The organism is Microbacterium sp. GXF6406 (assembly GCF_054798215.1).
This window is the reverse complement of the sequence record NZ_JBSJZH010000003.1, coordinates 117,802-143,869: the sequence shown is the minus strand read 5'-3', so window position 1 is coordinate 143,869 and position 26,068 is coordinate 117,802. Positions and strand designations below refer to the sequence as shown.

The window sequence follows — 26,068 nt, the reverse complement described above, 5'->3', positions numbered from 1 at the left end:
GCCGGGCGCTGCGGCATCCGGCCCCTTCTCTGCGCCCGGGCGTGGGATGGAAAATACGGCTCCAATCGGGTCGTGAGCCGTGAAATCCACCCCGCGCCGTGCGCGCGGCGTCAGTCCTCGCCGAGCGTCCCGAGGTAGAGCCCGATCACCTTCGGGTCGTTCAGCAATTCGCGTCCGGTGCCGGTGTGCGCGTCGTGCCCCTGGTCGAGCACGTATCCGCGGTCGCAGATCTGCAGGCAGCGGCGTGCGTTCTGCTCGACCATGATGGTGGTGACGCCGGCCTTGTTGATGTCGGAGACCCGGATGAAGGCATCGTCCTGCCGCACGGGGGAGAGCCCGGCGGATGGCTCGTCGAGCAGCAGCACCGATGGGTCCATCATGAGCGCCCGCGACATGGCGACCATCTGCCTTTCACCGCCCGACAGCGATCCGGCTCGCTGCTTGAGACGTCCGCCGAGCTCCGCGAAGATGCCGGTGACGAACTCGAGCCTCTCCTTGTAGGACTTCGGGCGCTGGATGATGCCCATCTGCAGGTTCTCCTCGATAGTCAACGAGGGGAACACGTTGTTGGTCTGAGGCACGAAGCCGACGCCGCGCTGGACGAGCTCGTTCGCCTTGAGGCCGACGATGCTCTCGCCATCGACGAGGATGTCTCCGCCGCGTACCTTGACCTGTCCGAAGATCGCTTTCAGCAGGGTTGATTTTCCGGCGCCATTGGGGCCGATGATGCCGATCAGTTCGCCCCGGGCTGCGACGAGGTTGGTGTCGGTGAGGATGTTCACACCGGGGAGGTATCCCGCTGTGAGGTTCTTCACCTCGACGACGGGCGTCTGCGTCGTGCTCATCGCTTGTCCTCCTCTGCGGCGTGGATCGCGGCCTCGTGCTCTTCGCGGATCTCTTCGAGCATCTCCTCGGCGGACTCGTCGAGCTCGCCCGTGTACCGCCCGGTCACCACGCCGAGGTCGACGTCCTGGTGGCTGCCCAGGTAGGCGTCGATGACGGCCTGGTCCTGCATGACGCTCTCGGGTGGCCCCTCGGCGACGACGCGGCCTTCGGCCATGACGACGACCCAGTCGGCGATGTGGCGGACCATGTTCATGTCGTGCTCGACGAAGAGCACGGTCATGCCGAGGTCCTTCAGATCGAGGATGTGCTCGAGCAGGGATTGGGTGAGGGCCGGGTTCACGCCGGCCATGGGCTCGTCGAGCATGACGAGACTGGGGTCGCGCATGAGGGCGCGCGCCATCTCGAGCAGCTTGCGCTGCCCGCCGGACAGGCTCGCGGCGTAGTCCTGTGCCTTGGTATCGAGTTTGAAGCGGGTCAGGAGGTCCATCGCCTTCGTCTCGAGCTCGGTGTCCTGCTTGCGCCAGATCGCGGGGATGAGGCTGGGCAGGATGCTCTCGCCCTTCTGGTCCGGTGCGCCGAGTTTCATGTTCTCGAGAACGGTGAGGAGGGAGAGCGCCTTGGTGAGCTGGAAGGTGCGCACCTGCCCCATACGGGCCACCTTGAAGGACGGGATGCCCGAGAGCTGGTGCCCGTCGAAGCTCCACGTGCCGGTGTTCGGCTTGTCGAATCCGCAGAGCAGGTTGAACAGGGTGGTCTTCCCGGCGCCGTTCGGGCCGATGAGGGCGGTGATGGCGTTCCGCGGGATCTCGAGGTGGTCGACGTCGACCGCGGTGAGGCCGCCGAAGCGGCGGGTGACGTGGTCGGCGACGAGGATCGGGTCGACCTTCTTGCACCCGGGGACGGCGCCGCCGGTGTGCAGGCCGGTGGTCTTGGTGCGCCCGTTCGTGGGTGCGGCGTTATTTGACAAAGGTCAGCTCCCTCTTGTTTCCGAGGAGCCCCTGCGGCCGGAAGATCACCAGCAGCATGAGCGCGATTCCGACGATCACGAAGCGGAGGGTGCCCGCCTGGATCGCCGACATGGGCAGGATGCCCTGGGCCGCCAGGCTGGGCAGGACTCCTTCGAGGAAGGCCATGATGACCCAGAAGATCACGGCGCCCAGAGCCGGTCCGAAGACGGTGGCGGCACCGCCGAGGAGGAGGATGGTCCAGAGGAAGAACGTCAACGAGGTCGTGTAGCTGGCCGGCACCACGGCGGATGGCAGGGCGAACACGGCGCCGCCGAGGCCGCCCATGATCCCGCCGATCACGAGCGCCTGCATCTTGTAGGCGAACACGTTCTTGCCGAGGGACCGCACGGCGTCCTCGTCTTCGCGGATGCCCTTGAGCACACGGCCCCAGGGGCTGCGCATGAGCGCCCAGACGAGGTAGATGCATACCGCGAGGACGAATAGCCCGAAGACACGGACCCAGAGCTGGTTCGCGTTGAACGTCCATGGGCCGAATCCGTAGTTCCCCTCGGGGAAGGGGTTCGCCGCGCGGAAACCCGCGTGGTAGCCGCCCAGACCATCGGCCGCATTCGTATGCTTCTCGAAGGCCGTCGAGGTGAAGAGGAGCCGGACGATCTCGGCCGCGGCGATCGTCGCGATGGCGAGGTAGTCGGCGCGCAGGCGCAGCGTCGGGATGCCGAGGATGAAGGCGAACAGCGTCGACATCACCATGCCGACGATGATGCCCACCCACCAGGGCAGCCCGAACGAGAGGATCGAGATGGCGTAGCTGTAGGCGCCGATGGCCATGAACCCGGCCATGCCGAAGTTCAGGAGTCCCGCGTAGCCGAAGTGCACGGCGAGGCCCGTGGCGGCGATCGCATAGGCGATCGTCGTGGGACTCAGCATCCAGGCGGCGGTGTTGTTGAAGATCGCTCCCCAGTCCATGATCAACCGATCCTCTCTTTGCGTCCGAGGATTCCCTGCGGCCGGAACAGCAGCACGAGGATCAGGATCGCGAGTGCGCCGACGTATTTGAGGTCGGAGGGCAGCCACAGGGTGGAGACCTCGACGAGGATGCCGACGATGATCGCTCCGATCAGCGCGCCGAAGGCGGTGCCGAGACCGCCGAGGCAGACGGCGGCGAAGATGAGCAGCAGGATGTGCACGCCCATGTCCCACCTCACACCCGGTCGGAAGTAGGCCCACAGGATGCCGCCGAGGGCGGCGAGCGCTGCGGCGAGGATCCAGACGATGCGGATGACCCGGTCGACATTGATGCCGGATGCCGCGGCGAGGGTGGGATTGTCGGAGATGGCCCGTGTCGCCTTGCCTGTTCGCGTGTGAAGCAGCCAGAGGGCGACCGCGATGAGGACGACGACGCTGATGCTCATCGACATGATGTCGATGATGCTGAGCCGGATCGGCCCCCAGAGGGTGATCTTGGGCGCCCCGGCGTTCGGCAGCTGCACCGTGCCGCCGCCGAAGAAGAAGAGGAAGACGTAGCGCAGGGCGAAGGAGAATCCGATGCTGACGATCATGAGCGGGATGATGCCCATCCCGCGTTTTCGCAATGGTTTCCAGAGCCCGACGTCCATCAGATACCCGAAGACGGCGCCGCAGACCACGACGAGGGGGATGGTCAACCACATGGGGACCGCGAGGGTGATGCCGAAGACCACCGCCATGACGGCACCGAAGGTGACCATCTCGGCGTGCGCGAAGTTCGTCAGGTTCATGGTCCCGAAGATCAACGAGACGCCGATCGCCGCAAGGGCGAGGAGCAGACCGAAGTTGATGCCGTTGATGAGACGTTCGACGAACTGGTTCACGAACGATGTCGTCTCACGTACGCCTTCGCCGAGGAAGAGGTTGATCACGACGCGGTTGGAGAGGCCGAACTCGACGTCCTGCGACGCCGAGTCGCCCTCGACGATGACGCCCTCGGGGAGCGTGGACTCGTCGACCGTGAGCGTGTACTCGCCCTTCTCCGGTACGTAGAGCGTCCATCGACCGGCGTCGTCGGTGGCCGTCTCGGCCTCGAATCCGGCTCCTTCGATCGAGACGACGACGCCGGGGAGCGGATCGTCGTCGAAGCGGATGACCCCGGCGAAGAAGAAGTCGGTCACCTCCTGCTCGGCGGGAGGGCCGTCGGTATCGGCGAAAGCGGCCGGGGCTGTCAGCAGCAGCATGACAGCGGCCAGGACGGCGCTCACGAGCGTGATGATCCACGGCGCCGTTCGGCGCTCATGGCTGGTCGACAGTTCCACGAAACCTCCCCAGTCGTCCCGTGAAAGGTCGCCAAGGCTCGGGTCGTCTCGACGATGATGAACGACGGTATGAGCGTAATGCGAGGGTTGCCGATCCCGCCAGGTCGTTATCAAACGGTGGCCGGCGCCGTTCCGGGAATTTTCCCGGCGTCGCCGCACTTAGACTTGGTACACCACACGCGCGCCTGCAGGAGGATCATCCATGGAACAGCACGATCCCTTCGGTTTCGTCGGACTCACGTACGACGATGTTCTTCTTCTCCCCGGACATACCGATGTGATCCCGAGCGAGGCCGACACGTCCTCGCGGATCACCCGTCGCATCTCGGTCGCCACGCCCCTGCTGTCCAGCGCGATGGACACCGTCACCGAGTCGCGCATGGCGATCGCCATGGCGCGCGAGGGCGGCATCGGCATCCTGCACCGCAATCTCTCGATCGCCGATCAGGCCGCTCACGTCGACCGTGTCAAGCGCAGCGAGTCGGGCATGATCACCGACCCGATCACGACGACGCCCGAGGCGACCGTCGAAGAGGTCGACGATCTCTGCGCGAAGTACCGCATCTCGGGCCTTCCCGTCGTCGACGACAGCGGACGCCTGGTCGGCATCGTCACGAACCGCGACATGCGCTTCGTCTCGGGCTTCGAGCGCCAGAGCACCTTCGTCAAGGACGTCATGACGAGCGAGAACCTCGTCACGGCGCCCGTCGGCGTCGCCGCCGGCGAAGTCATCGCGCTGTTCGCCAAGCACCGCGTCGAGAAGCTGCCGCTGATCGACGACGACGGCAAGCTCGCCGGCCTCATCACCATCAAGGACTTCGACAAGAGCGAGAAGTACCCGCTCGCCACCAAGGACGACCAGGGGCGCCTGCGCGTCGGCGCCGCGATCGGATTCTTCGGCGACGCCTGGGAGCGTGCCGAGGCGCTGCGCGACGCCGGTGTCGACGTGCTCGTCGTCGACACCGCCAACGGCCAGTCGCAGGGCGTGATCGATCTCGTCAAGCGTCTCAAGGCCGACGAGTCCTTCGAACACATCGACATCATCGGCGGCAACGTCGCGACGCGTCAGGGCGCGCAGGCGCTCGTCGACGCCGGCGTCGACGCCGTCAAGGTCGGCGTCGGACCGGGCTCCATCTGCACCACGCGCGTCGTCGCGGGTGTGGGCGTCCCGCAGGTGACCGCTGTCTACGAGGCATCCCTCGCCGCGCGTCCCGCGGGCATCCCGGTGATCGCCGATGGCGGGCTGCAGTACTCGGGCGACATCGCCAAGGCGCTGGTCGCCGGTGCGGATGCCGTCATGCTGGGCTCGCTGCTGGCGGGCACGGACGAGTCGCCGGGCGAGATCGTCTTCCAGTCGGGCAAGCAGTTCAAGCAGTACCGCGGCATGGGATCGCTGGGCGCCATGCAGACTCGCGGCAAGCAGACCTCCTACTCGAAGGACCGCTACTTCCAGGCCGATGTGCCGAGCGATGACAAGCTCATCCCCGAGGGCATCGAGGGCCAGGTTCCTTACCGCGGTCCGGTTTCCGCGGTGGCGTACCAGCTCGTCGGAGGGCTTCGCCAGTCGATGTTCTACGTCGGTGCCCGCACCATCGAAGAGCTGAAGACGCGTGGCAAGTTCGTGCGCATCACGGCAGCAGGCCTCAAGGAATCGCACCCCCACGACGTTCAGATCGTCGTCGAGGCGCCGAACTACAAGAAGTAACTCTTCCGCGAGCCCCCGCTTTATCATCGAGCTCCCGTCGTATCCACGCAGATACGACGGGAGCTCGATGCGTAGACGGGACTCGATACGTGGGAGATCCCCGCGGGGAGGGCTCCGACGCGGGCGGGGTAGGCTTGTGGGGTGAGCATGGACATCGAAATCGGCCGAGGCAAGCGCGCGACCCGCGCATATACGTTCGACGACATCGCGGTGGTCCCGTCCCGACGGACGCGGAACCCCGAGGACGTGTCGACGGCGTGGACGATCGACGCCTTCTCGTTCGACACTCCGATCATCGCCGCTCCGATGGACTCGGTCGTCAGCCCGCACACCGCCATCATGCTCGGAAAGCTCGGCGGCCTGGGCGTTCTCGACCTCGAGGGCCTGTGGACCCGATACGAGAACCCCGAACCGCTGCTCGCCGAGATCGCGGGCCTGCCCGCTGAGAAGGCGACTGTGCGCATGCAGCAGCTGTACTCCGAGCCGATCAAGGCCGAGCTGATCACCGCGCGTCTGGCCGAGATCCGCGAGGCCGGCGTGACCGTCGCCGGATCGCTCACCCCGCAGCACACGCAGGAGTTCTACGACACGGTCGCCGCTGCCGGCGTCGACCTGTTCGTCATCCGCGGCACGACCGTCTCGGCCGAGCACGTCTCCAGCGTCGCCGAGCCGCTGAACCTGAAGAAGTTCATCTACGACCTCGACGTGCCGGTGATCGTCGGCGGCGCGGCCACCTACACCGCGGCGCTGCACCTCATGCGCACCGGTGCGGCCGGCGTGCTCGTCGGCTTCGGCGGGGGAGCGGCGTCGACGACCCGCGCGACCCTCGGCATCCACGCTCCGATGGCCACGGCCGTCTCGGATGTCGCGGCCGCGCGCCGTGACTACCTCGACGAGTCGGGCGGACGCTACGTGCACGTGATCGCCGATGGTGGCGTGGGCACCTCGGGCGACATCGTCAAGGCCCTCGCGATGGGTGCGGACGCCGTCATGCTCGGAGTCGCACTCGCCCGCGCGACGGATGCTCCGGGCCGCGGATTCCACTGGGGCCCCGAGGCGCACCACCCGCAGCTTCCACGCGGCCGCCGCGTCGAGACGCCCGGCATCGCCACGCTGGAGGAGATCCTCTACGGGCCGGCGCCGGTCGCCGACGGCACGGCGAACCTCATCGGTGCGCTGCGCAAGTCGATGGCCACGACCGGGTACTCCGACCTCAAGGAGTTCCAGCGCGTCGAGGTCGTCCTCGCCCCCTACCAGCAGTCCTGAGCGACGCATCGCCCATCGTGACGACATCGCAGGAGTTCGCGCCGACCCTTCGTGAGGTCATGCTGCGCGGGCGGTGGATCGCCGTGCTGCTGGCTTGCCTGGCCGTCGCGGGGATCTTCGCGTTCCTCGGCCGGTGGCAGCTGGAGCGCGCGATCGACACCGATCCCGCACCGGTGGGCGTCACCGAGGAGGTGCGTCCTCTGGGCGACGTCCTCGAACCGGGCGAGTATCTTCCGGAGCCGTATGTCGGCCAACGAGTCGAGACGGCGGGAACGTGGATCGGCGGCGACTTCCTGGTGGTCTCGGCCCGTTACAACGAGGGCGAGGCGGGTTACTGGGTGACCGGCCAGCTGCGCGTCGCGGATGACACCTCGATCGCGGTCGCGCTGGGATGGACCCCGGATCGTGAGAAGGCGGATGCCGTCGCCGCCGTTCTCGAGGAGAGCGCCGTGGGTGCGGAAGCCGACATCACCGGACGCATCATCTCGGACGAGGGGTCCGCGCTGCCGCCGTCGGATGACCCCTATGAGATGGACCGGATGTCGCCGGCCATGCTGCTCGGTCAGTGGCACGAGACGGACGGCCTGTCGATGTACCGCCCCTACCTCGCATCGATCGACGCGCCGGACGGACTCGTCGACATCGCGTCTCCGGCTCCGGAGGAGCTGGGCACGGTCAACTGGCTCAACATCTTCTACGCGTTGGAGTGGGTTGTATTCGCCGGCTTCTCCTTCTACATCTGGTATCGCCTCGCGAAGGACCGGTGGCAGATCGAGGTCGAGGAGTTCGAGGAGCGCGCGGAAGCATCGCCCTGACCCGGCGTGCACGCCTCCGGGCGAACGGCAGGTTTCTGTTCGGTTAAGGCCATTGAACTCGGCCGCCGCCCGCAATAGGCTCACTCGCGGGTGCTCCCGTCGCGCATCGCTGCTCGGCTGACGGATGCCCCCTCCGCGCCTCACAAGGGTGAAGGAGGTCTCTCGTTCGTGTCGATGTCGAGGAGTGCTCCCTTATGTTGTCCGCTTTCGAAGGCGCTCCATCGCGCACCGGATCGTTGTTCTCCTCACGACGGGGGCGCGCGGGCGCGCTCGCGGTGACGTGCGCATTCACCCTGGGCTTCGGCTCCCTCGTCGCGGTCCCGGCCATGGCGGATACCGCGGGAACCGGGGTCGTGATCAACGAGGCCTATCTCTCCGGGGGTAGCGCGGGCGCCGCGTTCCGGCACAAGTTCATCGAGCTGTACAACCCGACCGATGAGGCCGTCGCGCTCGACGGTCTGTCGTTGCAGTACCGCTCCGCCACAGGCACGGGGAACTTCAACGGCGTCGCGGCGCTGTCGGGATCGATTCCGGCGGGCGGCTACTACCTCGTGCAGGGCAACAGCAATGGGGCCAATGGTGCGGATCTGCCGGAGGCCGATCTGGTCAGCTCGCTGACGCCCAGTGGCACGACGGGAACCATCGCCCTCGTCGAAGGCACCGCGGCGGTGAATCTCGCGCCCGGTTCGACGGTCGGCGTCGACGGCGTGATCGATCTCCTCGGCTACGGCACCTCGAACACCTTCGAGACCGCGGCTGCCACAGCGCCGTCGGGCAACACGGATGTGAAGTCGCTCACCCGTACGGATGGCGTCGATACGGATGACAACAGTGTGGACTTCTCCCTGACGGCATCCATCACCCCGCAGTCCTCGGGCGGCGCGCCGACCGATCCTGATCCTGATCCCACGGCCGTCTCGATCGCCGAGGTGCAGGGCACCGGCGCCGTCTCGCCCTTCGTCGGGCAGAGCGTCACGGTCGAGGGCGTCGTGACGGGCGATTACCGCACGGGCGGCTACCAGGGCGTCTCGATTCAGACGGCCGGCAGTGGTGGAGAGACGGATGCCACCCCCGGAGCATCCGACGGCATCTTCGTCTTCCTGGGCGGTAAAAACGTCGATCTCGAGATCGGCCACCTCGTCTCCGTCACGGGCGCTGTGTCCGAGTACTTCGATCAGACGCAGATCGCCCCGGCATCCGCCGCCGATGTGTCGATCGTGACGGCGGGCGTCGGAGTCCCGGCTGTCACCCCGTTGCCGGAGAACGTCATCGGAGCGGATCGCGAAGCCTACGAGAACATGCTCGTGGCCCCCACCGGCACCTATCTGCTGGCCTCGAGTCACCAGCTCTACAACTTCGGCACGCTCTGGCTGAACCCGGGCGAGCTCAACGTCAAGAGCACCGAGACGACGCGACCCGGCGCCGACGCCGACGCGATCGCCGCGGCGAACCGTGCCTCGCGCATCCTCCTCGATGACGGATGGAACTCTCAGGTCACGAGCAATGCGCACCCGGGCGAGCAGCCCTACTTCACGATCGACGAGCCGGTGCGAAACGGTGATGGCGTCGAGTTCGCCGAGGCCGGCTACGTGCTGCAGTACGGCTTCGAGGACTGGCGCCTGCAGCCGGTCGTCCCGATCGATGACAGCAGTGACGACGTCTACCGGGCCTCATTCGCCTCCGAGAACCCGCGCACGGACGCGGCGCCCGAGGTCGGCGGCGATGCGCAGATCGCGGCGTTCAACGTCTTCAACTACTTCACGACCCTGCAGAGCGAGAACGCGAATGCGCGTGGTGCGAAGACCGCGGAGTTGTTCGAGACGCAGCGCTCGAAGATCGTCGCGGCGATCGACGCACTGGATGCCGAGATCGTGGCGCTCATGGAGATCGAGAACTCGGTCCACTTCGGCGATCCGGTCGACACGGCCGTCGCCGATCTCGTCGCCGGTCTCAACGACGCCGCGGGCGCGGAGGTCTGGGACTATGTCGCAACGCCCGAGGCGCTGCACCGCACGGCGATGACGGACGTCATCACGAACGCGATCATCTACCGTTCCGACGCCGTCGAGACCGTCGGGGACAGCCTGACGATCACCGATGAGTCGGTGTGGGGCAATGCGCGCGAGCCGATCTCCCAGGCGTTCGACATCGACGGCCGGATCGTGTCGGTCGTCGCGAACCACTTCAAGTCGAAGTCGGGAACGGGCACGGAGCCGGCCGACGGTCAGGGGCGCTTCAACGCCGACCGCATCGCCCAGGCCGAATCGCTGCTCGCATTCACCGAGACGATCGCCGAGGAGACCGGCAGCGAGGATGTGCTGCTGCTGGGTGACTTCAACGCCTACGGCCAGGAGGATCCGATCGATGCGTTCGCCCAGGCCGGGTGGACCGACCTCGCGCCGGCCTTCGACGCGGGCTACACCTATACGTTCGATGGTGAGCTCGGCTCGCTCGATCACGCCATCGCGTCGCCGTCGCTGACCGAATCGGTCACGGGAACCGGTGTGTGGGGGATCAACTCCGCAGAGTGGAGCGATCGCGGCTATTCCTTCGGCGCGGCCGAGGCGGGAACGCCCTTCCGCTCGAGCGACCACGACCCCGTGATCGTCGGCGTCTCCAGCGATATCCCTCCGGTCAGCATCGACATCGTCACGATCAATGACTTCCACGGCCGCATCGAGGCGGATGGCGCGGCCGCTGGCGCCGCGGTGCTGGCAGGAGCCGTGCAGCAGGTGCGCGACGCGAACCCGAACACGGTGTTCGCCGCCGCGGGCGACCTGATCGGAGCATCCACCTTCACCTCGTTCATCGCCGACGACAACCCGACGATCGATGCGCTCAACGCCGCAGGCCTCGATGTCAGCGCGGCGGGCAACCACGAGTTCGACCAGGGCTGGGAGGACCTGCGCGATCGGGTGCAGGACCGGGCCGACTGGGAGTACATCTCCTCGAACGTCTTCATCACCGAGACGGGCGAGACCGCTCTCGCCCCGGCCTGGGTGACGGAGATGGACGGCGTGAGCGTCGGATTCATCGGCGCCGTCACGGAGGAGCTGGAATCGCTCGTCTCGGCCGAGGGCATCGCCGATCTCGAGGTGCGCAGCATCGTCGACTCGGTCAACGCTGTCGCCGCCGACCTCACCGATGGTGATGCGGCCAATGGAGAAGCCGATGTGCTGATCCTGCTCGTGCACGAGGGGGCGAGCTCTGCGGAGCTCGACGCCATCACACCGGAATCGGCGCTGGGCGAGATCGTCGCCGGTGTCGACGACAGTGTCTCGGCCATCGTCTCGGCCCACACCCACCTCGCCTACAACCACGTCATCGACGGCCGTCCGGTCGTCTCGGCGGGCCAGTACGGCGAGAACTTCGGCCTGATGAACCTGACGGTCGACCCGGGCACGAAGGAGCTCCTCTCCATCACGAACGAGATCAAGCCGCTGACGAAGGACGGTGCCGCGCTGTACCCCGCGGTCACCGCCGTGCAGGACATCGTCGACGCGGCCGTCGCCGAGGCCGATGTCCTCGGCGCCGAATCCGTCGGCTCGATCACCGCGGACTTCAACCGCGCCCGGCAGAGCGACGGCTCAGAGAACCGCGGCGGCGAGTCGACGATCGGCAACTTCGTGGCCGATGTGCACCGCTGGGCGACGGGGGCGGACATCGCCCTGATGAACCCGGGTGGGATCCGAGCGAACCTCGCCTTCGCCTCCAGCGGCGAGGGCGACCCGGACAGCAACGTGACCTTCCGCGAGGCGGCGACGGTGCAGCCGTTCGCCAACACGCTCGTCACGCTCGATCTCACCGGCGCGCAGCTGAAGAGCGTCCTGGAGGAGCAGTGGCAGCCGGCTGGCGCCAGCCGTCCGTTCCTCAAGCTCGGCGTCTCGGAGGGCCTGCACTACACCTACGATCCGACCGCGGCAGCGGGGGAGCGCATCACGGCGATCACGCTGAACGGCGAGCCGATCGACCCGCAGGCGAGCTACAGCGTCGCCGCGAACTCCTTCCTCGCGGCGGGCGGCGATAACTTCTTCACCCTCGCCGAGGGAACGAACCTCGCCGATACCGGCCGCAGCGACCTGGCCGCGATGGTCGACTGGTTCGACGCGAACGGCGAGGCCGCTCCCGACCTCGCGCAGCGCGCCGTCGGCGTGGTGCTGAGCGCACCGGCGGACGAGGCCTACGAGGGCGGCGAAGAGGTCACGATCGATCTCTCCTCGCTCGCGTTCAGCGCCGGCGAGGCTCAGCCCGACGAGGTCTCGGTCTCCATCGGCGACTCCGTGCTCGCCACGGGCGCGGTGGATGCCGCGGTCGTCGACACGACGGACGAGGCGGGCCGGGCGAGCCTGACGTTCACGGTTCCCGAGGGCCTCACGGGCGAGCAGTCGCTCACCATCACGGCCGGCGCGACCGTCGTGCAGGTCCCGTTCCCGATCGCCGGTGAAGACACCGGAGGCTTCGAAGGGACGCTCACGGTGACGCCGGGGGCTGTGAAGCCCGGCGGCTCGGTCACCGTCGCCGGTGCGGACTTCACACCGGGCGCGCGCGTGACGCTGACTCTGCAGTCCTCGACGGGCAGTGCCGTGAAGCTGACGACGGTGACGGTGCGCGATGAAGGAACGTTCCGCACGAGCGTGACCGTGCCGAAGAAGACGGATGCCGGTGATTACAGGGTCGTCGCGACCGAGGACGATGCGGGGCAGGCCTCCGCAGGCATCACCGTGATGAAGTCCGGTGGGGGGATCGGCGGGATCATCAAGGACATCATCGACTGGCTGTGGAAGCTGCTGTTCGGCTGACCGATCGATGATGGCGGAGACCACCGGAGCGCACGGTGGTCTCCGCCATCATCGCTCTGACGCCCGGCAGGAGCACAGCCGGGCCGCGACTAGACTGGTATCCATGCGTGAGCCGAAAGAATCGTCCTTCCCGAAGATCCGGGGAGCGCTGACGTTCTACCAGGTGGCATCCATCATCACCGGCGTCATGCTGATCCTGCTGCTGGCCGAGATGATCTTCAAGTACACGCCCATCCATCTCGAGCTCTTCGCCGGCGGCGACGGCGGCTTCCTGTGGTTCGCGCCGGTCATCGTGCAGGACGGCTGCGAGTGGTTCTCGCTGTTCGTCCCCGGTGGCATGGACTGCAAGATGCTCTCGACGGGCGACACCGCCGGAGGAACGAACCTCTCGCTGATGATTCTCGTGGCGCACGGCTGGTTCTACGTCGTCTATCTCTTCTCCATCTTCCGCCTGTGGAGCCTGATGCGCTGGCCCTTCCGTCGCTTCATCGTGCTCGCACTCGGCGGCGTGGTGCCCGTGCTGTCCTTCATCATGGAGGCCAAGATCTCTCGCGAGGTCAAAACGTATCTCGCGTCCCGTGAAGAGGCATCCGCCTCTGCGACCGCAACCCAGGAGGCAGCGCGATGAGCGCCGACACTGCCCAGCGGCCCGTTCTCGTCGTCGATTTCGGTGCGCAGTACGCGCAGCTGATCGCGCGTCGGGTTCGTGAGGCCGGCGTCTACAGCGAGATCGTGCCCCACACGGTCACCGCCGCTGAGATCACCGAGAAGAACCCGGTCGCCCTGATCCTCTCCGGCGGTCCGTCGTCGGTGTACGAAGAGGGCGCGCCGAAGCTCGATTCGGCGATCTTCGATCTCGGCATCCCCACCCTCGGCATCTGCTACGGCTTCCAGGTCATGGCCCGTGCCCTCGGCGGCGAGGTGGCCAACACCGGCCTGCGCGAGTACGGCGCCACCGACGCGGTCGTCGCGAACGACGGCGGCGTACTGCTGGGCGGTCAGCCCACCACGCAGAACGTGTGGATGAGCCACGGCGATCAGGTCTCGCAGGCTCCCGCCGGCTTCGAGGTGCTCGCCTCGACCGCAGACACCCCGGTCGCTGCCTTCGGCAGCGACGAGAAGTGCTTCTACGGCGTGCAGTGGCACCCTGAGGTCAAGCACTCCGACCACGGCCAGGAGATCATCGAGAACTTCCTGCACAAGGCTGCAGGCCTCGCCGCCGACTGGAACAGCGGCAACGTCATCGAGGAGCAGGTCGCGCGCATCCGCGAGCAGGTCGGCTCGGCGCGGGTCATCTCCGCGCTCTCCGGAGGCGTCGACTCCGCGGTCTCCACCGCTCTCGTGCACAAGGCCATCGGCGACCAGCTCACCGCGGTCTTCGTCGACCACGGGCTCCTCCGCAAGGGCGAGCGCGAGCAGGTCGAGCAGGACTACGTGGCATCCACGGGCGTCCGCCTGATCACCGTCGACGCGGCCGACACCTTCCTCGGCCACCTCGAGGGCGTCACCGACCCCGAGCAGAAGCGCAAGATCATCGGTCGCGAGTTCATCCGCGTGTTCGAGAAGGTGCAGCGCGAGCTCGTCGACGAGGCCAAGGCCGAGGGCGAGCCCATCAAGTTCCTCGTGCAGGGCACGCTGTACCCCGACGTCGTCGAGTCCGGCGGCGGCGCCGGCACCGCGAACATCAAGTCCCACCACAACGTCGGCGGCCTGCCCGATGACCTCGACTTCGAGCTCATCGAGCCGCTGCGCACCCTCTTCAAGGACGAGGTCCGCCAGATCGGCCGCGACCTCGGCCTGCCCGAGGCGATCGTCGGCCGTCAGCCGTTCCCCGGCCCCGGCCTCGGCATCCGCATCGTCGGAGAGGTCACCCGCGACCGCCTCGAGATCCTCCGCGAGGCGGACGCCATCGCCCGCGAGGAGCTGACGAAGGCCGGCCTCGACAACGAGATCTGGCAGTGCCCCGTCGTGCTGCTCGCCGACGTCCGCTCGGTGGGCGTGCAGGGCGACGGCCGCACCTACGGTCACCCGATCGTGCTGCGTCCGGTCTCCAGCGAGGATGCGATGACCGCCGACTGGACCCGTCTGCCCTACGACGTGCTGTCGAAGATCTCCAACCGCATCACGAATGGTGTCCGGGACGTCAACCGCGTCGTCCTCGACGTGACCTCGAAGCCCCCGGGGACCATCGAGTGGGAGTGACCCGCGACGAGCTCGTCTGAGCTCGAACGCCGACGGCCGGTGAGCGATGCGCTCACCGGCCGTCGGCGTTCCGGAGGCGCCGTCAGGCAGCGGTCTTGCTGCCGCGGCCGGCGATCAGCCCGTAGATGAGAAGAACGATGATCGAACCGCCGATCGCGAGGGCCCAGGTGCCGAGGTCGAAGAACTCGGTGAGGCCACGACCGAAGATCATGCCGCCGAGCCATCCGCCGAGGAAAGCGCCGACGACGCCGAGGATGAGCGTGACGAACCAGCCGCCGCCCTGCTTGCCGGGGAGGATCATCTTCGCGATCGCGCCGGCGATGAGACCGAGGAGGAGAAAACCGAGAAAGCCCATGATGTGTGCTCCTGTTCTGTAGCGGTGAACCCAGCATCACCCGGGGCGCGTGAACCACTCCAGGGGGTTGCGGAGCAGCCGCGGATGTGGGATTGCGTCATGCTCGGGCAGACTGGGCGCATGAGAAGCGCACGTACGAAGCTGACCGTCGTCGGAGCAGGCAGTGTCGGAGTGAGCGTCGCGTATGCGGCGCTCATCCGGGGGAGCGCGGGTGAGGTCGCCCTGTTCGACATCGCCCAGGAGAAGGTGGATGCCGAGGTGCTCGACCTCTCCCACGGCACGCAGTTCACCGGCCCGTCGGTCAGCGGGGGCTCGGACCCTGCTGTCATCGACGGCAGCGATGTCGTGGTCGTCACGGCCGGGGCGAAGCAGAAGCCGGGGCAGACGCGCATGGAGCTCGCGGCGACGAACGCGGCGATCATCGAGTCGCTCATGCCGATGCTCGTCGAGCACGCGCCGGATGCGGTGTTCCTCATCGTCACGAATCCGGCGGATGTCATGACGGTCGTCGCGCAGCGGGCGACGGGCCTTCCGGCGTCGCGCATCTTCGGATCCGGCACGGTGCTCGACACTTCGCGCCTGCGCTGGCGTCTCGCCGAGCGCGCCGGCGTGAGCACCGCGAGCGTCCACGCCGACATCGTCGGTGAGCACGGCGACACGGAGTTCCCGCTGTGGTCGAACGCGAGGATCGGACCGGTGCCGATCCTCGACTGGTGCGGCGAGCAGGCCCCTTTCACGGCCGAGGAGCTCACCGAGATCGCCGTGGATGTTCGGGATGCGGCCTACGCGGTCATCCGTGGGAAGGGCGCAACGAATCTTGCGATCGGCGTGAGCTGCGCCCGCATCGTGGAGGCGGTGCTACACGACGAGCACGCGGTGATGCCGGTGGCGACGGTGCTCGACGGCGTGCACGGGATCGACGGCGTCGCGCTCTCGGTGCCATCGGTCGTCTCAGCGACCGGCGCGCACCCGCTGGCGGAGACGCCGATGTCAGCCGAGGAGGAGCAGATGCTGCAAGACAGCGCCGCGGCGATCCGCGCCTCGCTCGACGCTCTCCGGTAGAGCGTATGAATAAGGCCCCGTCTCGAGGAGACGGGGCCTTTTCAGTGTCGAGGGGTCAGTCGCTTCCGCGCAGGATCGCGATCATGCGCAGGATCTCGACGTAGAGCCAGACGACGGTCACCATGATGCCGAAGGCGCCGACCCAGCCGAACTGGCGGGGTGCGCCGTTGCGCACGCCCTGCTGGATCTGGTCGAAGTCCATGACCAGCGAGTACGCCGCCATGAAGACGACGAGCACGCCGATGATGAGTCCGAGGGGGATGCCCATGATCTCGGTGCTGCGCAGACCGAAGCCGGTGCCGGCGGGGAGGACGTTGGTCCACATGAGGATGAGGTTCAGCACCGAGAAGACGAGGTAGCCGATCATGGCGATCATGAAGACCTTCGTCATCTTCGCGCTAGCACGGATCTTGCCGCTGGCGAAGAGGGCGAGGGTCACGCCGACGACGGCGACCGTGGCCAGCGTCGCCTGCAGGACGATGCCCGGCCAGATCACTTCGAAGTAGGCCGAGATGCCGCCGATGAAGAGGCCCTCGAGGGCTGCGTAGCCGAAGATCAGTGCGGGGCGCACCTTCTTGCGCGAGGTGAAGGTGATGACCATCGCGAGCACGAATCCGCCGAGGGCTCCGATGATCCAGGGCGCCATGTTCGGCTGACCGGTCGCGGGCAGCGAGCTCAGCGTCCAGACCCAGCCGACGACGGCCGTGACCAGCAGGATGCCGAAGAGGCCGGCGGTCTTCCACACGGTGTCTTCGACCGTCATGCGGTCGGTCTCGATGGCGCCTGCGGGAGGGGCGGCGTACATGCCCTCGAGCTGGGCATTGGCCGCGGTATCCATCGACGCGTGCTGGAACGACGCCGTCTGCGCGCCCTGAACACCGGGTGCCCCGGGGTAGGTGGCGACGTTGCGCGGGTCCTGCTTCTGGAAAGCCGGGTTGTTGAAGGCGAAATTGCTCATGGGTGGGCCTCACTCCGAAGGTGGTTGAAGGTCGCTTGCCTCAACGATACCGGCGGATGCTATGCACGGGGTGTTCTACGCTGAGATCATGCCCAGGAAGTCGCCTCTCGTCATCGGCCACCGGGGTGCGCCGGGCTACCGTCCGGAGCACAGCCGGTCCTCCTATGAGCTGGCGCTCGCGATGGGTGTGGATGCTGTCGAGCCCGACGTCGTCGCGACGAAGGACGGTGTTCTCGTCATCCGTCATGAGAACGAGATCTCGGGGACGACGAATGTCGTGGACCGCCCCGAGTTCGCCGAACGCCGGACCACCAAGCGCATCGACGGGCAGTCGCTGACCGGGTGGTTCACCGAGGACTTCACCTGGGCGGAGCTCTCCACGCTGCGCGTGCGCGAGCGCCTGCCCGCACTGCGCCGGTCCAGCGCGAGCTTCGACGATACCCAGCCGATGCTGCGGCTGACGGATCTGCTCGATCTGGTGCGTGCCGCGTCCGCGGAGCACGGGCGCGAGATCGGGATCGTGCTCGAGGTCAAGCACGCCACGTACTTCGCGAGCATCGGACTCGATCTCGCACCGCTCATCGACCGCGATCTGCGCGAGGCGGGGTGGGCGGAGGGCGAGTTGCCCCTGACCATTGAATCCTTCGAGTCGACCGTGCTCGCGCAGCTGCGCGCCGCGGGGATCGCGGCCTCGTACATCTATCTGATCGAGGCATCCGGACGCCCCTACGACCAGCTCGTCGTGCACGGCAAGCGTGCCGACTCCTACAAGACGGTCGTCACGGGGGCGGGGCTGGACCGTCTGATCGGCAGCGTCGACGGCATCAGCGTGAACAAGAAGATGCTCCTGGCGCACGGCAACACGATCGTGGCCGATGCGCACGCCCGCGGGCTGAAGGTGTTCACCTGGACCGCGCGGCCCGAGAACGCCTATCTGTCCGCCGAGTTCCGCACGGGCGGGGGCAAGAGCGCCTTCGGGGACTATGAATCGGAGTGGGCGGCGATCGCCGCGACCGGGGTCGATGGCGTCTTCGTCGATCACGCGGATCTCGGGGTGGCCTTCTTCCGGGGCTGAGACCGAGCGGTCGATGTCGGTGCCGCCGCCTAGACTCGATGGTGACATGACCGACGCGCCTCTCATCGTTCCCCCCACCGCCGGATCGGCGGGCTCCGACGACCTCACTGCGGGCCTGAATCCGCAGCAGCTCGAGGCGGTGACCCACCGCGGGCCCGCCCTGCTCATCGTCGCCGGCGCCGGTTCCGGCAAGACGAGCGTCCTCACCCGGCGCATCGCCCTGCTGCTCCGCAATCGCGAGGCATGGCCGAGCCAGATCCTCGCGATCACCTTCACGAACAAGGCAGCGGGCGAGATGCGCGAGCGCGTCGAGGGCATCGTGGGCGAGGCCGCCCGAGGCATGTGGATCTCGACGTTCCACTCCGCCTGCGTGCGCATCCTCCGCCGCGAGGCCGAGCACTTCGGCTTCACGAAGTCGTTCACGATCTACGATTCGGGCGACTCTCGCGCGCTCATCAAGCGCCTTGTGAAAGAGCACCAGGCCGACGCCTACGGTCTGACCCCGGCTTCCGTGCAGTCGCGCATCTCCAAGCTCAAGAACGAGCTGGCGGATGCCGAGTCCTATGCGCGCGACGCCAATATGAGCGATCCGGCCGAGCGCCTGTTCGTCGAGATCTTCTCCGATTACCAGCGCAATCTGCGCAAGGCGAACGCCTTCGACTTCGATGACCTGATCGGCCAGACGGTCTACCTCTTCCGGGCGTTCCCGCACGTCGCCGACGTCTACCGCCGACGTTTCCGCCACATCCTCGTCGACGAGTACCAAGACACGAACCACGCGCAGTACTCGCTCATCCACGAGCTGACCCGGCCGGTCTCGGGCGAGACCGCGGCGGAGCCCTACGGCGACAGCGGCATGATGATCTTCGACGCCCCTGCTCCGGCATCCGCTGACACCGCCGGGGCATCGCTGACCGTCGTCGGCGACTCCGACCAGTCGATCTATGCCTTCCGCGGCGCCGATATCCGCAACATCAGCGAGTTCGAGCGTGACTTCCCCGGCGCGAAGGTCGTGCTGCTCGAGCAGAACTACCGCTCGACGCAGAACATCCTGTCGGCGGCCAACGCCGTGATCGGCAACAACTTCGACCGCAAGGACAAGAAGCTGTGGAGCGATAAGGGAGCCGGCGACAAGATCATCGGCTTCACCGGTTACTCGCAGCACGACGAGGCGCAGTTCGTGGCCGACGAGGTCGAAACCCTCCGCCGTGCCGGTGTCCCCTATTCCGAGATGGCGGTCTTCTACCGCACCAACTCGCAGTCGCGCGCGCTCGAGGAGATCTTCATCCGCTCGGCCGTCCCCTACAAGATCATGGGCGGCACGAAGTTCTACGACCGCGCCGAGATCAAGGACGCGCTCGCCTATCTGATCGCCGTGGTCAATCCCGCCGACGACATGTCCGTGCGCCGCATCCTCAACAAGCCGCGCCGCGGCATCGGCGACGTCACCGAGACCGCGATCGCCCGTTTCGCCGAGACGAACGGCCTCAGCTTCCGCGCCGCGCTGTCCGTCCCCTCGCAGCTGGGTGTCGGCCCGAAGATCCAGGGCGCGATCGGCAAGCTCGATGCGGTGCTGAACGAGGCCACCGAGATCCTGCTCCCCGCCTCCGGCGAGGTGCCGCCCGCGACCGCCGTGGCCGAGGGGCTGAGCCTCCTGCTCTCTCAGAGCGGATACCTCGACACGCTGCGCGCGAGCCGCGACCCCCAGGACGAGGCGCGCGTGGAGAACCTCGACGAGTTCGTCGCGGTTGCCCGCGACTTCGCCCGCAACAACCCGCAGGGCACGATCGTCGACTTCCTCACCGAAGTGGCGCTCGTCTCCGACGCCGACGATCTCGACGACGAGTCCGGCACGGTCTCGATGATGACGATGCACACCGCCAAGGGCCTCGAATTCGACGCCGTCTTCGTCACGGGCATCGAGGAAGATCTCATCCCGCACCGCATCTCGGCCGGAGAACCCGGTGGCCCGCAGGAGGAGCGCCGGCTCTTCTACGTCGGCATCACGCGTGCCCGCAAGCGCCTGCACCTGACCCTCGCGATGACCCGCGCCCAGTTCGGGGAGGTCACCGTCGCGATGCCCAGCCGCTTCCTGCAGGAGATCCCCGCCGAGCTCATCGACTGGCGGCAGTCGCCGGGCGACGTCAACTCCCGCGGAGGATCGTCGTCGCGAACGCTGAACGCCCGACGCGGCGGCTTCGGCTCCGGCGGCTTCGGTTCGAGCGGTGATGATCGCTTCGCACCGAAACCCCTGGCCAAGCGCGACGGGCTCGCCCCGTTGTCGACCTCCCTCGATCGCTTCCCGAACACCGTGACCAGTAAGGTGCGCGACAACGGCGACCTCGAGCTCGCCGTCGGCGACCGCATCCGCCATGCCGACTTCGGCGACGGCCGCGTCGACAACGTCACCGGCGAGGGCGCCAAGCGCATCGCGCACGTGCGCTTCGACAGCGCGGGTCTCAAGAAGCTGCTGATCAAGATCGCGCCCATCGAGAAGCTCTGACATCGCGCCGGCCTCGCGCATTCGGCGCTGCGGAGCCGCCGAGTGCCGGGGAGCGGCCCGGCCCGGGCTAGGCTGACAGGCATGGCACTGTTCTCACGCCGCAAGAAGACCGATGACGCTGTTGCGGAGTCGACGCCGCTGACCGATGCTCCCGAGGCGAATGACACCTCGCCGGTGGAGGAAGACGCCGAGCAGGTGCCGCAGATCGGGATCTCCGTGCAGGCATTCCGCGGCGTCGGCGCCAATGCCGGCCCGGAAGTCGCCCTTCCCGATCCGGACGCGCCGCAGGCAGCCCCGGCGCGGCCCGCCCAGACCAAGACGGCTCCTCCTGCGACGTCGGTGGCGCCCGAGAAGCGAACGCTTCCCCTGGCTCCGGCGATGCCCCCCGAACAGACCGAGACCGTCCCGGGCATGAAGGACAACGTGCTTCTGCGCAACGCCCTGGCCGAGATCGGCGAGGGACCGAGCAACGAGCAGCTCATCGGCGTTCTGCGTCAGATGATGCAGGGCCACCTCTACCTCCGTGTGCACGGCGATGCCCGTGCGCAGATCAGCGAGGGTAAGCCGCTGTCGATCGCTGTCGTCCGCGATGGTGAGCGCACCTTCATGCTGGCGTTCAGCTCCGCGGTCGCTGTGCGCGACTCGGTGCAGCGCGAGACCGAGCCGACCGCGACATCGGCGGTCGCCCAGCCCGTCACAGCGGTGCTCCAGCAGGTCGTCTCCGGTGAGTTCGCCGGCATCATCCTCGACAACGCCTCGGGTGTGAACCGTGCGGTCTTCCCGACCGCGGTTCTCGCGAAAGCTCTCGAGCAGGCGGATGAGGGTATGACTCTCAAGAGGCTCATCGCCGCTCCGCGTGAGCAGGGCACGGCGCGCACGGTCGGCGAAGCGCTGGCGAAGACGCAGGCGTGGGTCGCGGTCAACGACGGCAGCGGCAACGGCCAGGTCGGTATCGCCGAGGCGCAGACGCCCGACGGCAAGCGCTTCCTGCAGCTGTTCTCGCACCCGCTCGAGGTGGTGGCTCTCGGCCGGGGCGACAAGCCCCTGCCCTTCCCTCCCGAGCAGCTGGCTAAGGTGCTCTCCTCGCACAGCGCACTGGCGGGGGTCATCCTCGACCCCGCAGGCCCCTCGATCATCGTGGAGCGCGACGCGCTGGCGCCGGTGCTCGTCCTCGCGGTCGACGTCACCGAGTGAGCACGGTGCGCTGAGCGCACTCGCCGTCTTTCGTCAGCCGAAGAGGTCTCCGAGGTGAACCGGCCGCCCGGCGTCCGCGAGGGCGGTGCGGGCCGCATGCCACCCGGCCATCGCGTTGACCCCCGGGCCGGGAGGCGTTGCTGCTGAGGCGAGGTACACCCCGGGCATCGGGGTGCGCCAGGGGTGCGTCGACAGCACCGGGCGGCGGATCGCCCGCGGCAGGGTGAATTTGCCGGCGAGGATGTCGCCGCCGACATCCGAGGGGTTGATCGCCTCGCGATCCGTGGCGCGCACGACGTTCGTCGCCAGGATGCGGTCGCGGAAGCCCGGTGCGAAGCGCTCGACCTGGCGGCAGATGAGCTCGGTCGGATCGAGGTCGGACCCGTTGGGGACGTGGATGTACGCCCACAGCACGGCCTTGCCCGCCGGGGCGCGGGAGTCATCGTGCACCGAGGGCTGCACCGCGAGTACGTAGGGACGTTCGCTGACGCGCCCGCGCGCGACGGCGTTCTCGCTCGCCCAGACCTCATCGCGCGTGCCGCCGATGTGCACGGTCGGAGAGTTGGCGACGTCGGGGTTCGTCCACGGGATGGGGCCATCGAGGGCGAAGTCCACCTTCGCGGCCGCCGGTCCGTACCGGTACGAGCGCAGTGCGCGGGCGTAGCCGGCGGGGATATCGGGGTGCGTGAGCGCCAGGGAGGGGGAGGTGTTCAGCATCAGCAGGTCTCCGCGACGCGGGTCTCCCCAGTCGAAGGAACCGAGGTCGCGCACGTGCATGCCCGTCTCGACGATGCCGCCATGCTCCTCGAGATCGGCGACGAGAGCATCGGGGATCGCCTGCGCGCCCCCGCGCGGATACATCCAGCCGGCCGCGTGGCCCTGCGCGGCGAGCAGGAGACCCGCGGCGGCAGCAGGAAGCGACGGCTGGCGCGTCGGCGGGTGGGCGAGAACGCCCGCGAGAAGTGCTGCGGCCTCATCGGTGCGCCAGACGGCCCGGGCGAAAGGGGAACCCTGCTCGAGCATGCGCAGGGCGAAGCGCGCGGCGGCCACGGGCTCGGCGGGAATGCGCAGCATCTGATTCCCGGTGAAGTCGACGACGCCGTCGATATGTGCGCTGAGCGGGCGCAGCAGCGCGAGCCAGCGCGAGGCGTCGGCTCCGAGGCCGCCGGCGGTGCGCTCGATATCGCGCCAGGCGATGCCGGCACGGCCCCCATCGAGCGGGTGCGCGTAGGAGATCTCCGGCACGACCCAGTCGACGCGTTCCGGCATCCCGAAAGCGCGGAAGAACGGGGCGGCGAAGGCATTCGGATGCACCGCGGATCCGACGTCGTGCCGAAAACCCGACAGCGTCGAGGCGGCGGTTCTCGTGCTGCCGCCGATCGCGTCGGCCGCCTCGAGCACCCGTACCTCGTAACCGGCCCGCGCCAGCGAGACCGCCGCCGCGAGTCCGTTCGGGCCGCTTCCGATGATCGTCGCACGCGCCATGTCGCCAGTCTGGCACGGAGCGCGGCCCCGCGGATCGATATCCCGAGCGGGCGTTCAGCTCGAACGCGCGATAATCGACAGTGATGAAAGAGATCCAGGGGCCGACGCCCGCAGGCACTTCCCGTCCGTACCGCAATCTTCCGGAGGCTCTGCGCGCGCACCGGATCGATCCGGTGAATCACGAGTTCATCACCGCGATCACCGACGCGATCGGCATCTCCAGCTACATCGACCGCGGCCGCTACATCGAGGCGATCCGCCGTGGCACCGGAGCATCCCTGCACATCGGCAAGACCTACACGAACGGCTTCACCGAGGACGAGCCGATCTACATCGGCACGACTCCGATGCGCATGCTCCCCAGTGAGGGCCGCCCGCCCTATCTGTACGTCTCGCACCCCAGCGAGCTGCGTCCGGTCGTCCCCGCGAAGAAGGCAGCCGCCCGCAAGCCCGCCGCTCCCGCGGCACCGCGTGCGCCCAAGGCCACGCCCGTGGAGGAGCGCGACTACGGCGTGTGCACCGACTGCTTCATGGTGAAGAACGCCGCCGGCAAGTGCGGCTGCTTCTGAGCCGTCACCGCTCCAACTCGGACTGCAGGCGGCGCGAGACCTCGGACAGGGGCATCGCCCGGGGGAAGACGGCGACGATCATCGCATCGGCGCCGTCTTCCGCGGCATCCGGCAGGACGCCATAGCGGCGGCGCACGTCGTCCAGAGCGTTCTGGAGAACCGCGGGTGCGACCTTCTTCGTCCCGCGCAGCAACTGGCGCAGCACGTGGTTGTGCACCGCGGTCACGGTCGCGGCGAAGCCGACGGCATCCACCGGGTCGACCCCGGGGAGCGCGCGTCGCAGGTACTCGTCGAAGAGGCGCTCATAACGGAAGACCGTGATGATCTCGCGCTCGCGCAGCGCCGGGACCTCGCGAACCACCTGGTATCGCTGACGGGCCAGCTCCGGATCGTTCGCGAAATGCGCGAAGACGTGCTGGGATGCTCGGCACACCGCCTCCCACGGATCCGGATGCCCCGGGGCGAAGAAGCCCCGCAGTTCGTCCAACAGAGCCTCGTGATCGGCGAAGACCACGTCCTCCTTGCCTCCGAAGTGCCGGAAGAATGTCGAACGCGAGACGCCCGCGGCCCGCGCGATCTGCTCGACGGAGGTCTGTTCGAACCCCTGCGTGCGGAAGAGCTCGAGGGCGGCGCCCACCACGCCGGTGCGCGGCTGTGCAGTCTCTGACATAGACGGAAGCCTAACGCGCGCAGCGCGCGACACCGGTGGAGCCCCACAGGGGGCAGGAGTAGTAAGATTCAATACTGGTTGATGTCTCGACATCGAGAGACTTTCCGGACCGCAGCCCAGCGAAGGAAGCACAGTGGATCTGTACGAGTACCAGGCACGAGACGTTTTCGAGAAGTACGGAGTGCCGGTCCTCGCCGGCATCGTCGCGGACACCCCCGAGGAGGTGAAAGCGGCAGCGGAGAAGATCGGCGGCGTCGTCGTCGTCAAGGCTCAGGTGAAGACCGGCGGCCGCGGCAAGGCCGGCGGCGTCAAGGTCGCCAAGACCCCGGAAGAGGCCTATGAGGCGGCCAAGGCCATCCTCGGCCTCGACATCAAGGGCCACGTCGTCAAGCGCGTCATGGTCGCACAGGGTGCGGCCATCGCCGAGGAGTTCTACTTCTCGGTGCTGCTGGACCGCGCCAACCGCTCCTACCTGAGCCTGTGCTCGGTCGAGGGCGGCATGGAGATCGAGCAGCTCGCCGTCGAGAAGCCCGAGGCTCTCGCCCGCATCGAGGTCGACCCACTGACGGGCATCGACAAGGACAAGGCCGTCGAGATCGCCCGCGCCGCGAACTTCCCCGAGGACCTCATCGAGAAGGTCTCCGACGTCTTCGTCAAGCTCTACGACGTCTACAAGGGCGAGGACGCGACCCTCGTCGAGGTCAACCCGCTCGTGCGCACCGAGGACGGCTCGATCGTCGCCCTCGACGGCAAGGTCACGCTCGACGACAACGCCAGCGAGATCCGCCACCCCGAGCACGAAGAGCTCGAGGACAAGGACGCCGCCGACCCGCTCGAGGCCAAGGCCAAGGAGTCGGGCCTGAACTACGTCAAGCTCGACGGCGAGGTCGGAATCATCGGCAACGGCGCGGGTCTGGTCATGTCGACCCTCGACGTCGTCGCCTACGCCGGCGAGAACCACGGCGGCGTCAAACCCGCCAACTTCCTCGACATCGGCGGCGGCGCTTCGGCATCCGTCATGGCCGCAGGCCTCGACGTCATCCTCGGCGACCCGCAGGTCAAGAGCGTCTTCGTCAACGTCTTCGGCGGAATCACCGCCTGCGACGCTGTCGCCAACGGCATCAAGGGCGCCCTCGAGACCCTCGGCGACACGGCCTCCAAGCCGCTCGTCGTGCGCCTCGACGGCAACGCCGTCGAAGAGGGTCGCGCGATCCTCGCCGAGTACGCCCACCCGCTCGTCACCCTCGCCGCCACCATGGACGAGGGCGCCGACAAGGCCGCCGCTCTGGCGAACGCCTGAGACTTCGA

20 protein-coding genes are annotated in these 26,068 nt (G+C 67.7%); 12 read left to right on the top strand and 8 right to left on the bottom strand.

The window, feature by feature from the left end; all coding sequences use genetic code 11:
* Positions 1-110: 110 nt before the first annotated feature.
* The 4 genes from ACWAUG_RS03590 to ACWAUG_RS03575 are packed head-to-tail and all read right to left on the bottom strand — an operon-like array spanning position 111 to position 4,024.
* The gene (locus ACWAUG_RS03590; protein WP_460801288.1) at positions 111-845 is read right to left on the bottom strand and encodes an ABC transporter ATP-binding protein; all 735 of its coding nucleotides are present in this window, start codon (positions 843-845) and stop codon (positions 111-113) included.
* Positions 842-1,813 (bottom strand): ABC transporter ATP-binding protein, encoded by a 972-nt coding sequence (locus tag ACWAUG_RS03585; protein ID WP_460801287.1) that lies wholly within the window; start codon positions 1,811-1,813, stop codon positions 842-844. The genes ACWAUG_RS03590 and ACWAUG_RS03585 overlap by 4 nt, the downstream gene beginning before the upstream one ends.
* Entirely contained in the window at positions 1,803-2,780 is a 978-nt protein-coding gene (locus tag ACWAUG_RS03580) for a branched-chain amino acid ABC transporter permease (RefSeq protein ID WP_460801286.1), read from the bottom strand. Before ACWAUG_RS03580 ends, ACWAUG_RS03585 begins: the two co-directional genes overlap by 11 nt.
* 2 nt (positions 2,781-2,782) lie before the next feature.
* On the bottom strand, positions 2,783-4,024 hold the full coding sequence (locus ACWAUG_RS03575; RefSeq protein ID WP_460801343.1) for an ABC transporter permease subunit: 1,242 nt from the start codon (positions 4,022-4,024) through the stop codon (positions 2,783-2,785).
* A 280-nt stretch (positions 4,025-4,304) separates the two neighbouring features.
* Here ACWAUG_RS03575 and guaB point away from each other — a divergent pair, with 280 nt between their 5' ends.
* The 6 genes from guaB (at position 4,305) to guaA (ending at position 14,889) form a co-directional block, all read left to right on the top strand.
* Positions 4,305-5,807, top strand: coding sequence for an IMP dehydrogenase (guaB, locus tag ACWAUG_RS03570; RefSeq protein WP_460801284.1), 1,503 nt, complete (start codon positions 4,305-4,307; stop codon positions 5,805-5,807).
* Positions 5,808-5,954: 147 nt separating this feature from the next.
* Positions 5,955-7,073, top strand: a complete 1,119-nt coding sequence (locus tag ACWAUG_RS03565) for a GuaB3 family IMP dehydrogenase-related protein (protein ID WP_298038538.1) — start codon at positions 5,955-5,957, stop codon at positions 7,071-7,073.
* Between the two features lie 59 nt (positions 7,074-7,132).
* Positions 7,133-7,888 (top strand): SURF1 family protein, encoded by a 756-nt coding sequence (locus ACWAUG_RS03560; RefSeq protein WP_460801341.1) that lies wholly within the window; start codon positions 7,133-7,135, stop codon positions 7,886-7,888.
* 194 nt (positions 7,889-8,082) lie between these two features.
* Entirely contained in the window at positions 8,083-12,687 is a 4,605-nt protein-coding gene (locus ACWAUG_RS03555; protein ID WP_460801282.1) for an ExeM/NucH family extracellular endonuclease, read from the top strand.
* 103 nt (positions 12,688-12,790) lie between these two features.
* Positions 12,791-13,315 (top strand): DUF3817 domain-containing protein, encoded by a 525-nt coding sequence (locus ACWAUG_RS03550; protein ID WP_298041515.1) that lies wholly within the window; start codon positions 12,791-12,793, stop codon positions 13,313-13,315.
* A complete protein-coding gene (gene guaA, locus ACWAUG_RS03545; protein ID WP_460801280.1) occupies positions 13,312-14,889 on the top strand; it encodes a glutamine-hydrolyzing GMP synthase in 1,578 nt (525 codons plus the stop codon). Before ACWAUG_RS03550 ends, guaA begins: the two co-directional genes overlap by 4 nt.
* An 82-nt stretch (positions 14,890-14,971) precedes the next feature.
* Here the strand turns inward: guaA and ACWAUG_RS03540 are convergent, their stop codons facing one another.
* On the bottom strand, positions 14,972-15,244 hold the full coding sequence (locus ACWAUG_RS03540) for a GlsB/YeaQ/YmgE family stress response membrane protein (RefSeq protein ID WP_460801278.1): 273 nt from the start codon (positions 15,242-15,244) through the stop codon (positions 14,972-14,974).
* A gap of 120 nt (positions 15,245-15,364) precedes the next feature.
* Between ACWAUG_RS03540 and ACWAUG_RS03535 the strand changes: the two genes are divergently transcribed.
* Positions 15,365-16,306, top strand: coding sequence for an L-lactate dehydrogenase (locus tag ACWAUG_RS03535; protein ID WP_460801276.1), 942 nt, complete (start codon positions 15,365-15,367; stop codon positions 16,304-16,306).
* Between the two features lie 55 nt (positions 16,307-16,361).
* Here ACWAUG_RS03535 and ACWAUG_RS03530 read toward each other — a convergent pair whose 3' ends face one another.
* A complete protein-coding gene (locus ACWAUG_RS03530; protein WP_460801274.1) occupies positions 16,362-17,264 on the bottom strand; it encodes a Bax inhibitor-1/YccA family protein in 903 nt (300 codons plus the stop codon).
* A gap of 88 nt (positions 17,265-17,352) precedes the next feature.
* On the opposite strand from ACWAUG_RS03530, the gene ACWAUG_RS03525 reads away from it, so the two are divergent.
* The 3 genes from ACWAUG_RS03525 to ACWAUG_RS03515 all read left to right on the top strand — a co-directional run bounded on the left by ACWAUG_RS03525 (position 17,353) and on the right by ACWAUG_RS03515 (position 22,036).
* A complete protein-coding gene (locus tag ACWAUG_RS03525) occupies positions 17,353-18,339 on the top strand; it encodes a glycerophosphodiester phosphodiesterase family protein (protein ID WP_460801273.1) in 987 nt (328 codons plus the stop codon).
* 46 nt (positions 18,340-18,385) lie between these two features.
* A complete protein-coding gene (locus ACWAUG_RS03520) occupies positions 18,386-20,842 on the top strand; it encodes an ATP-dependent helicase (protein WP_460801272.1) in 2,457 nt (818 codons plus the stop codon).
* Positions 20,843-20,923: 81 nt separating this feature from the next.
* On the top strand, positions 20,924-22,036 hold the full coding sequence (locus ACWAUG_RS03515) for an SseB family protein (protein ID WP_460801270.1): 1,113 nt from the start codon (positions 20,924-20,926) through the stop codon (positions 22,034-22,036).
* Positions 22,037-22,069: 33 nt separating this feature from the next.
* On the opposite strand, the gene ACWAUG_RS03510 is transcribed toward ACWAUG_RS03515, so the two are convergent.
* The gene (locus ACWAUG_RS03510) at positions 22,070-23,521 is read right to left on the bottom strand and encodes a phytoene desaturase family protein (protein ID WP_460801268.1); all 1,452 of its coding nucleotides are present in this window, start codon (positions 23,519-23,521) and stop codon (positions 22,070-22,072) included.
* A gap of 80 nt (positions 23,522-23,601) precedes the next feature.
* Between ACWAUG_RS03510 and ACWAUG_RS03505 the strand changes: the two genes are divergently transcribed.
* Positions 23,602-24,090 carry a hypothetical protein gene (locus tag ACWAUG_RS03505; RefSeq protein WP_460801266.1) on the top strand — a complete coding sequence of 163 codons (489 nt, stop codon included), beginning with the start codon at positions 23,602-23,604 and terminating at the stop codon, positions 24,088-24,090.
* Positions 24,091-24,094: 4 nt separating this feature from the next.
* Here ACWAUG_RS03505 and ACWAUG_RS03500 read toward each other — a convergent pair whose 3' ends face one another.
* Positions 24,095-24,760 carry a TetR/AcrR family transcriptional regulator gene (locus tag ACWAUG_RS03500; protein ID WP_460801265.1) on the bottom strand — a complete coding sequence of 222 codons (666 nt, stop codon included), beginning with the start codon at positions 24,758-24,760 and terminating at the stop codon, positions 24,095-24,097.
* Positions 24,761-24,893: 133 nt separating this feature from the next.
* Here ACWAUG_RS03500 and sucC point away from each other — a divergent pair, with 133 nt between their 5' ends.
* Complete coding sequence (gene sucC / locus ACWAUG_RS03495) at positions 24,894-26,060, top strand: ADP-forming succinate--CoA ligase subunit beta (RefSeq protein ID WP_460801264.1); 1,167 nt, start codon at positions 24,894-24,896, stop codon at positions 26,058-26,060.
* The last annotated feature ends 8 nt before the right edge of the window (positions 26,061-26,068 follow it).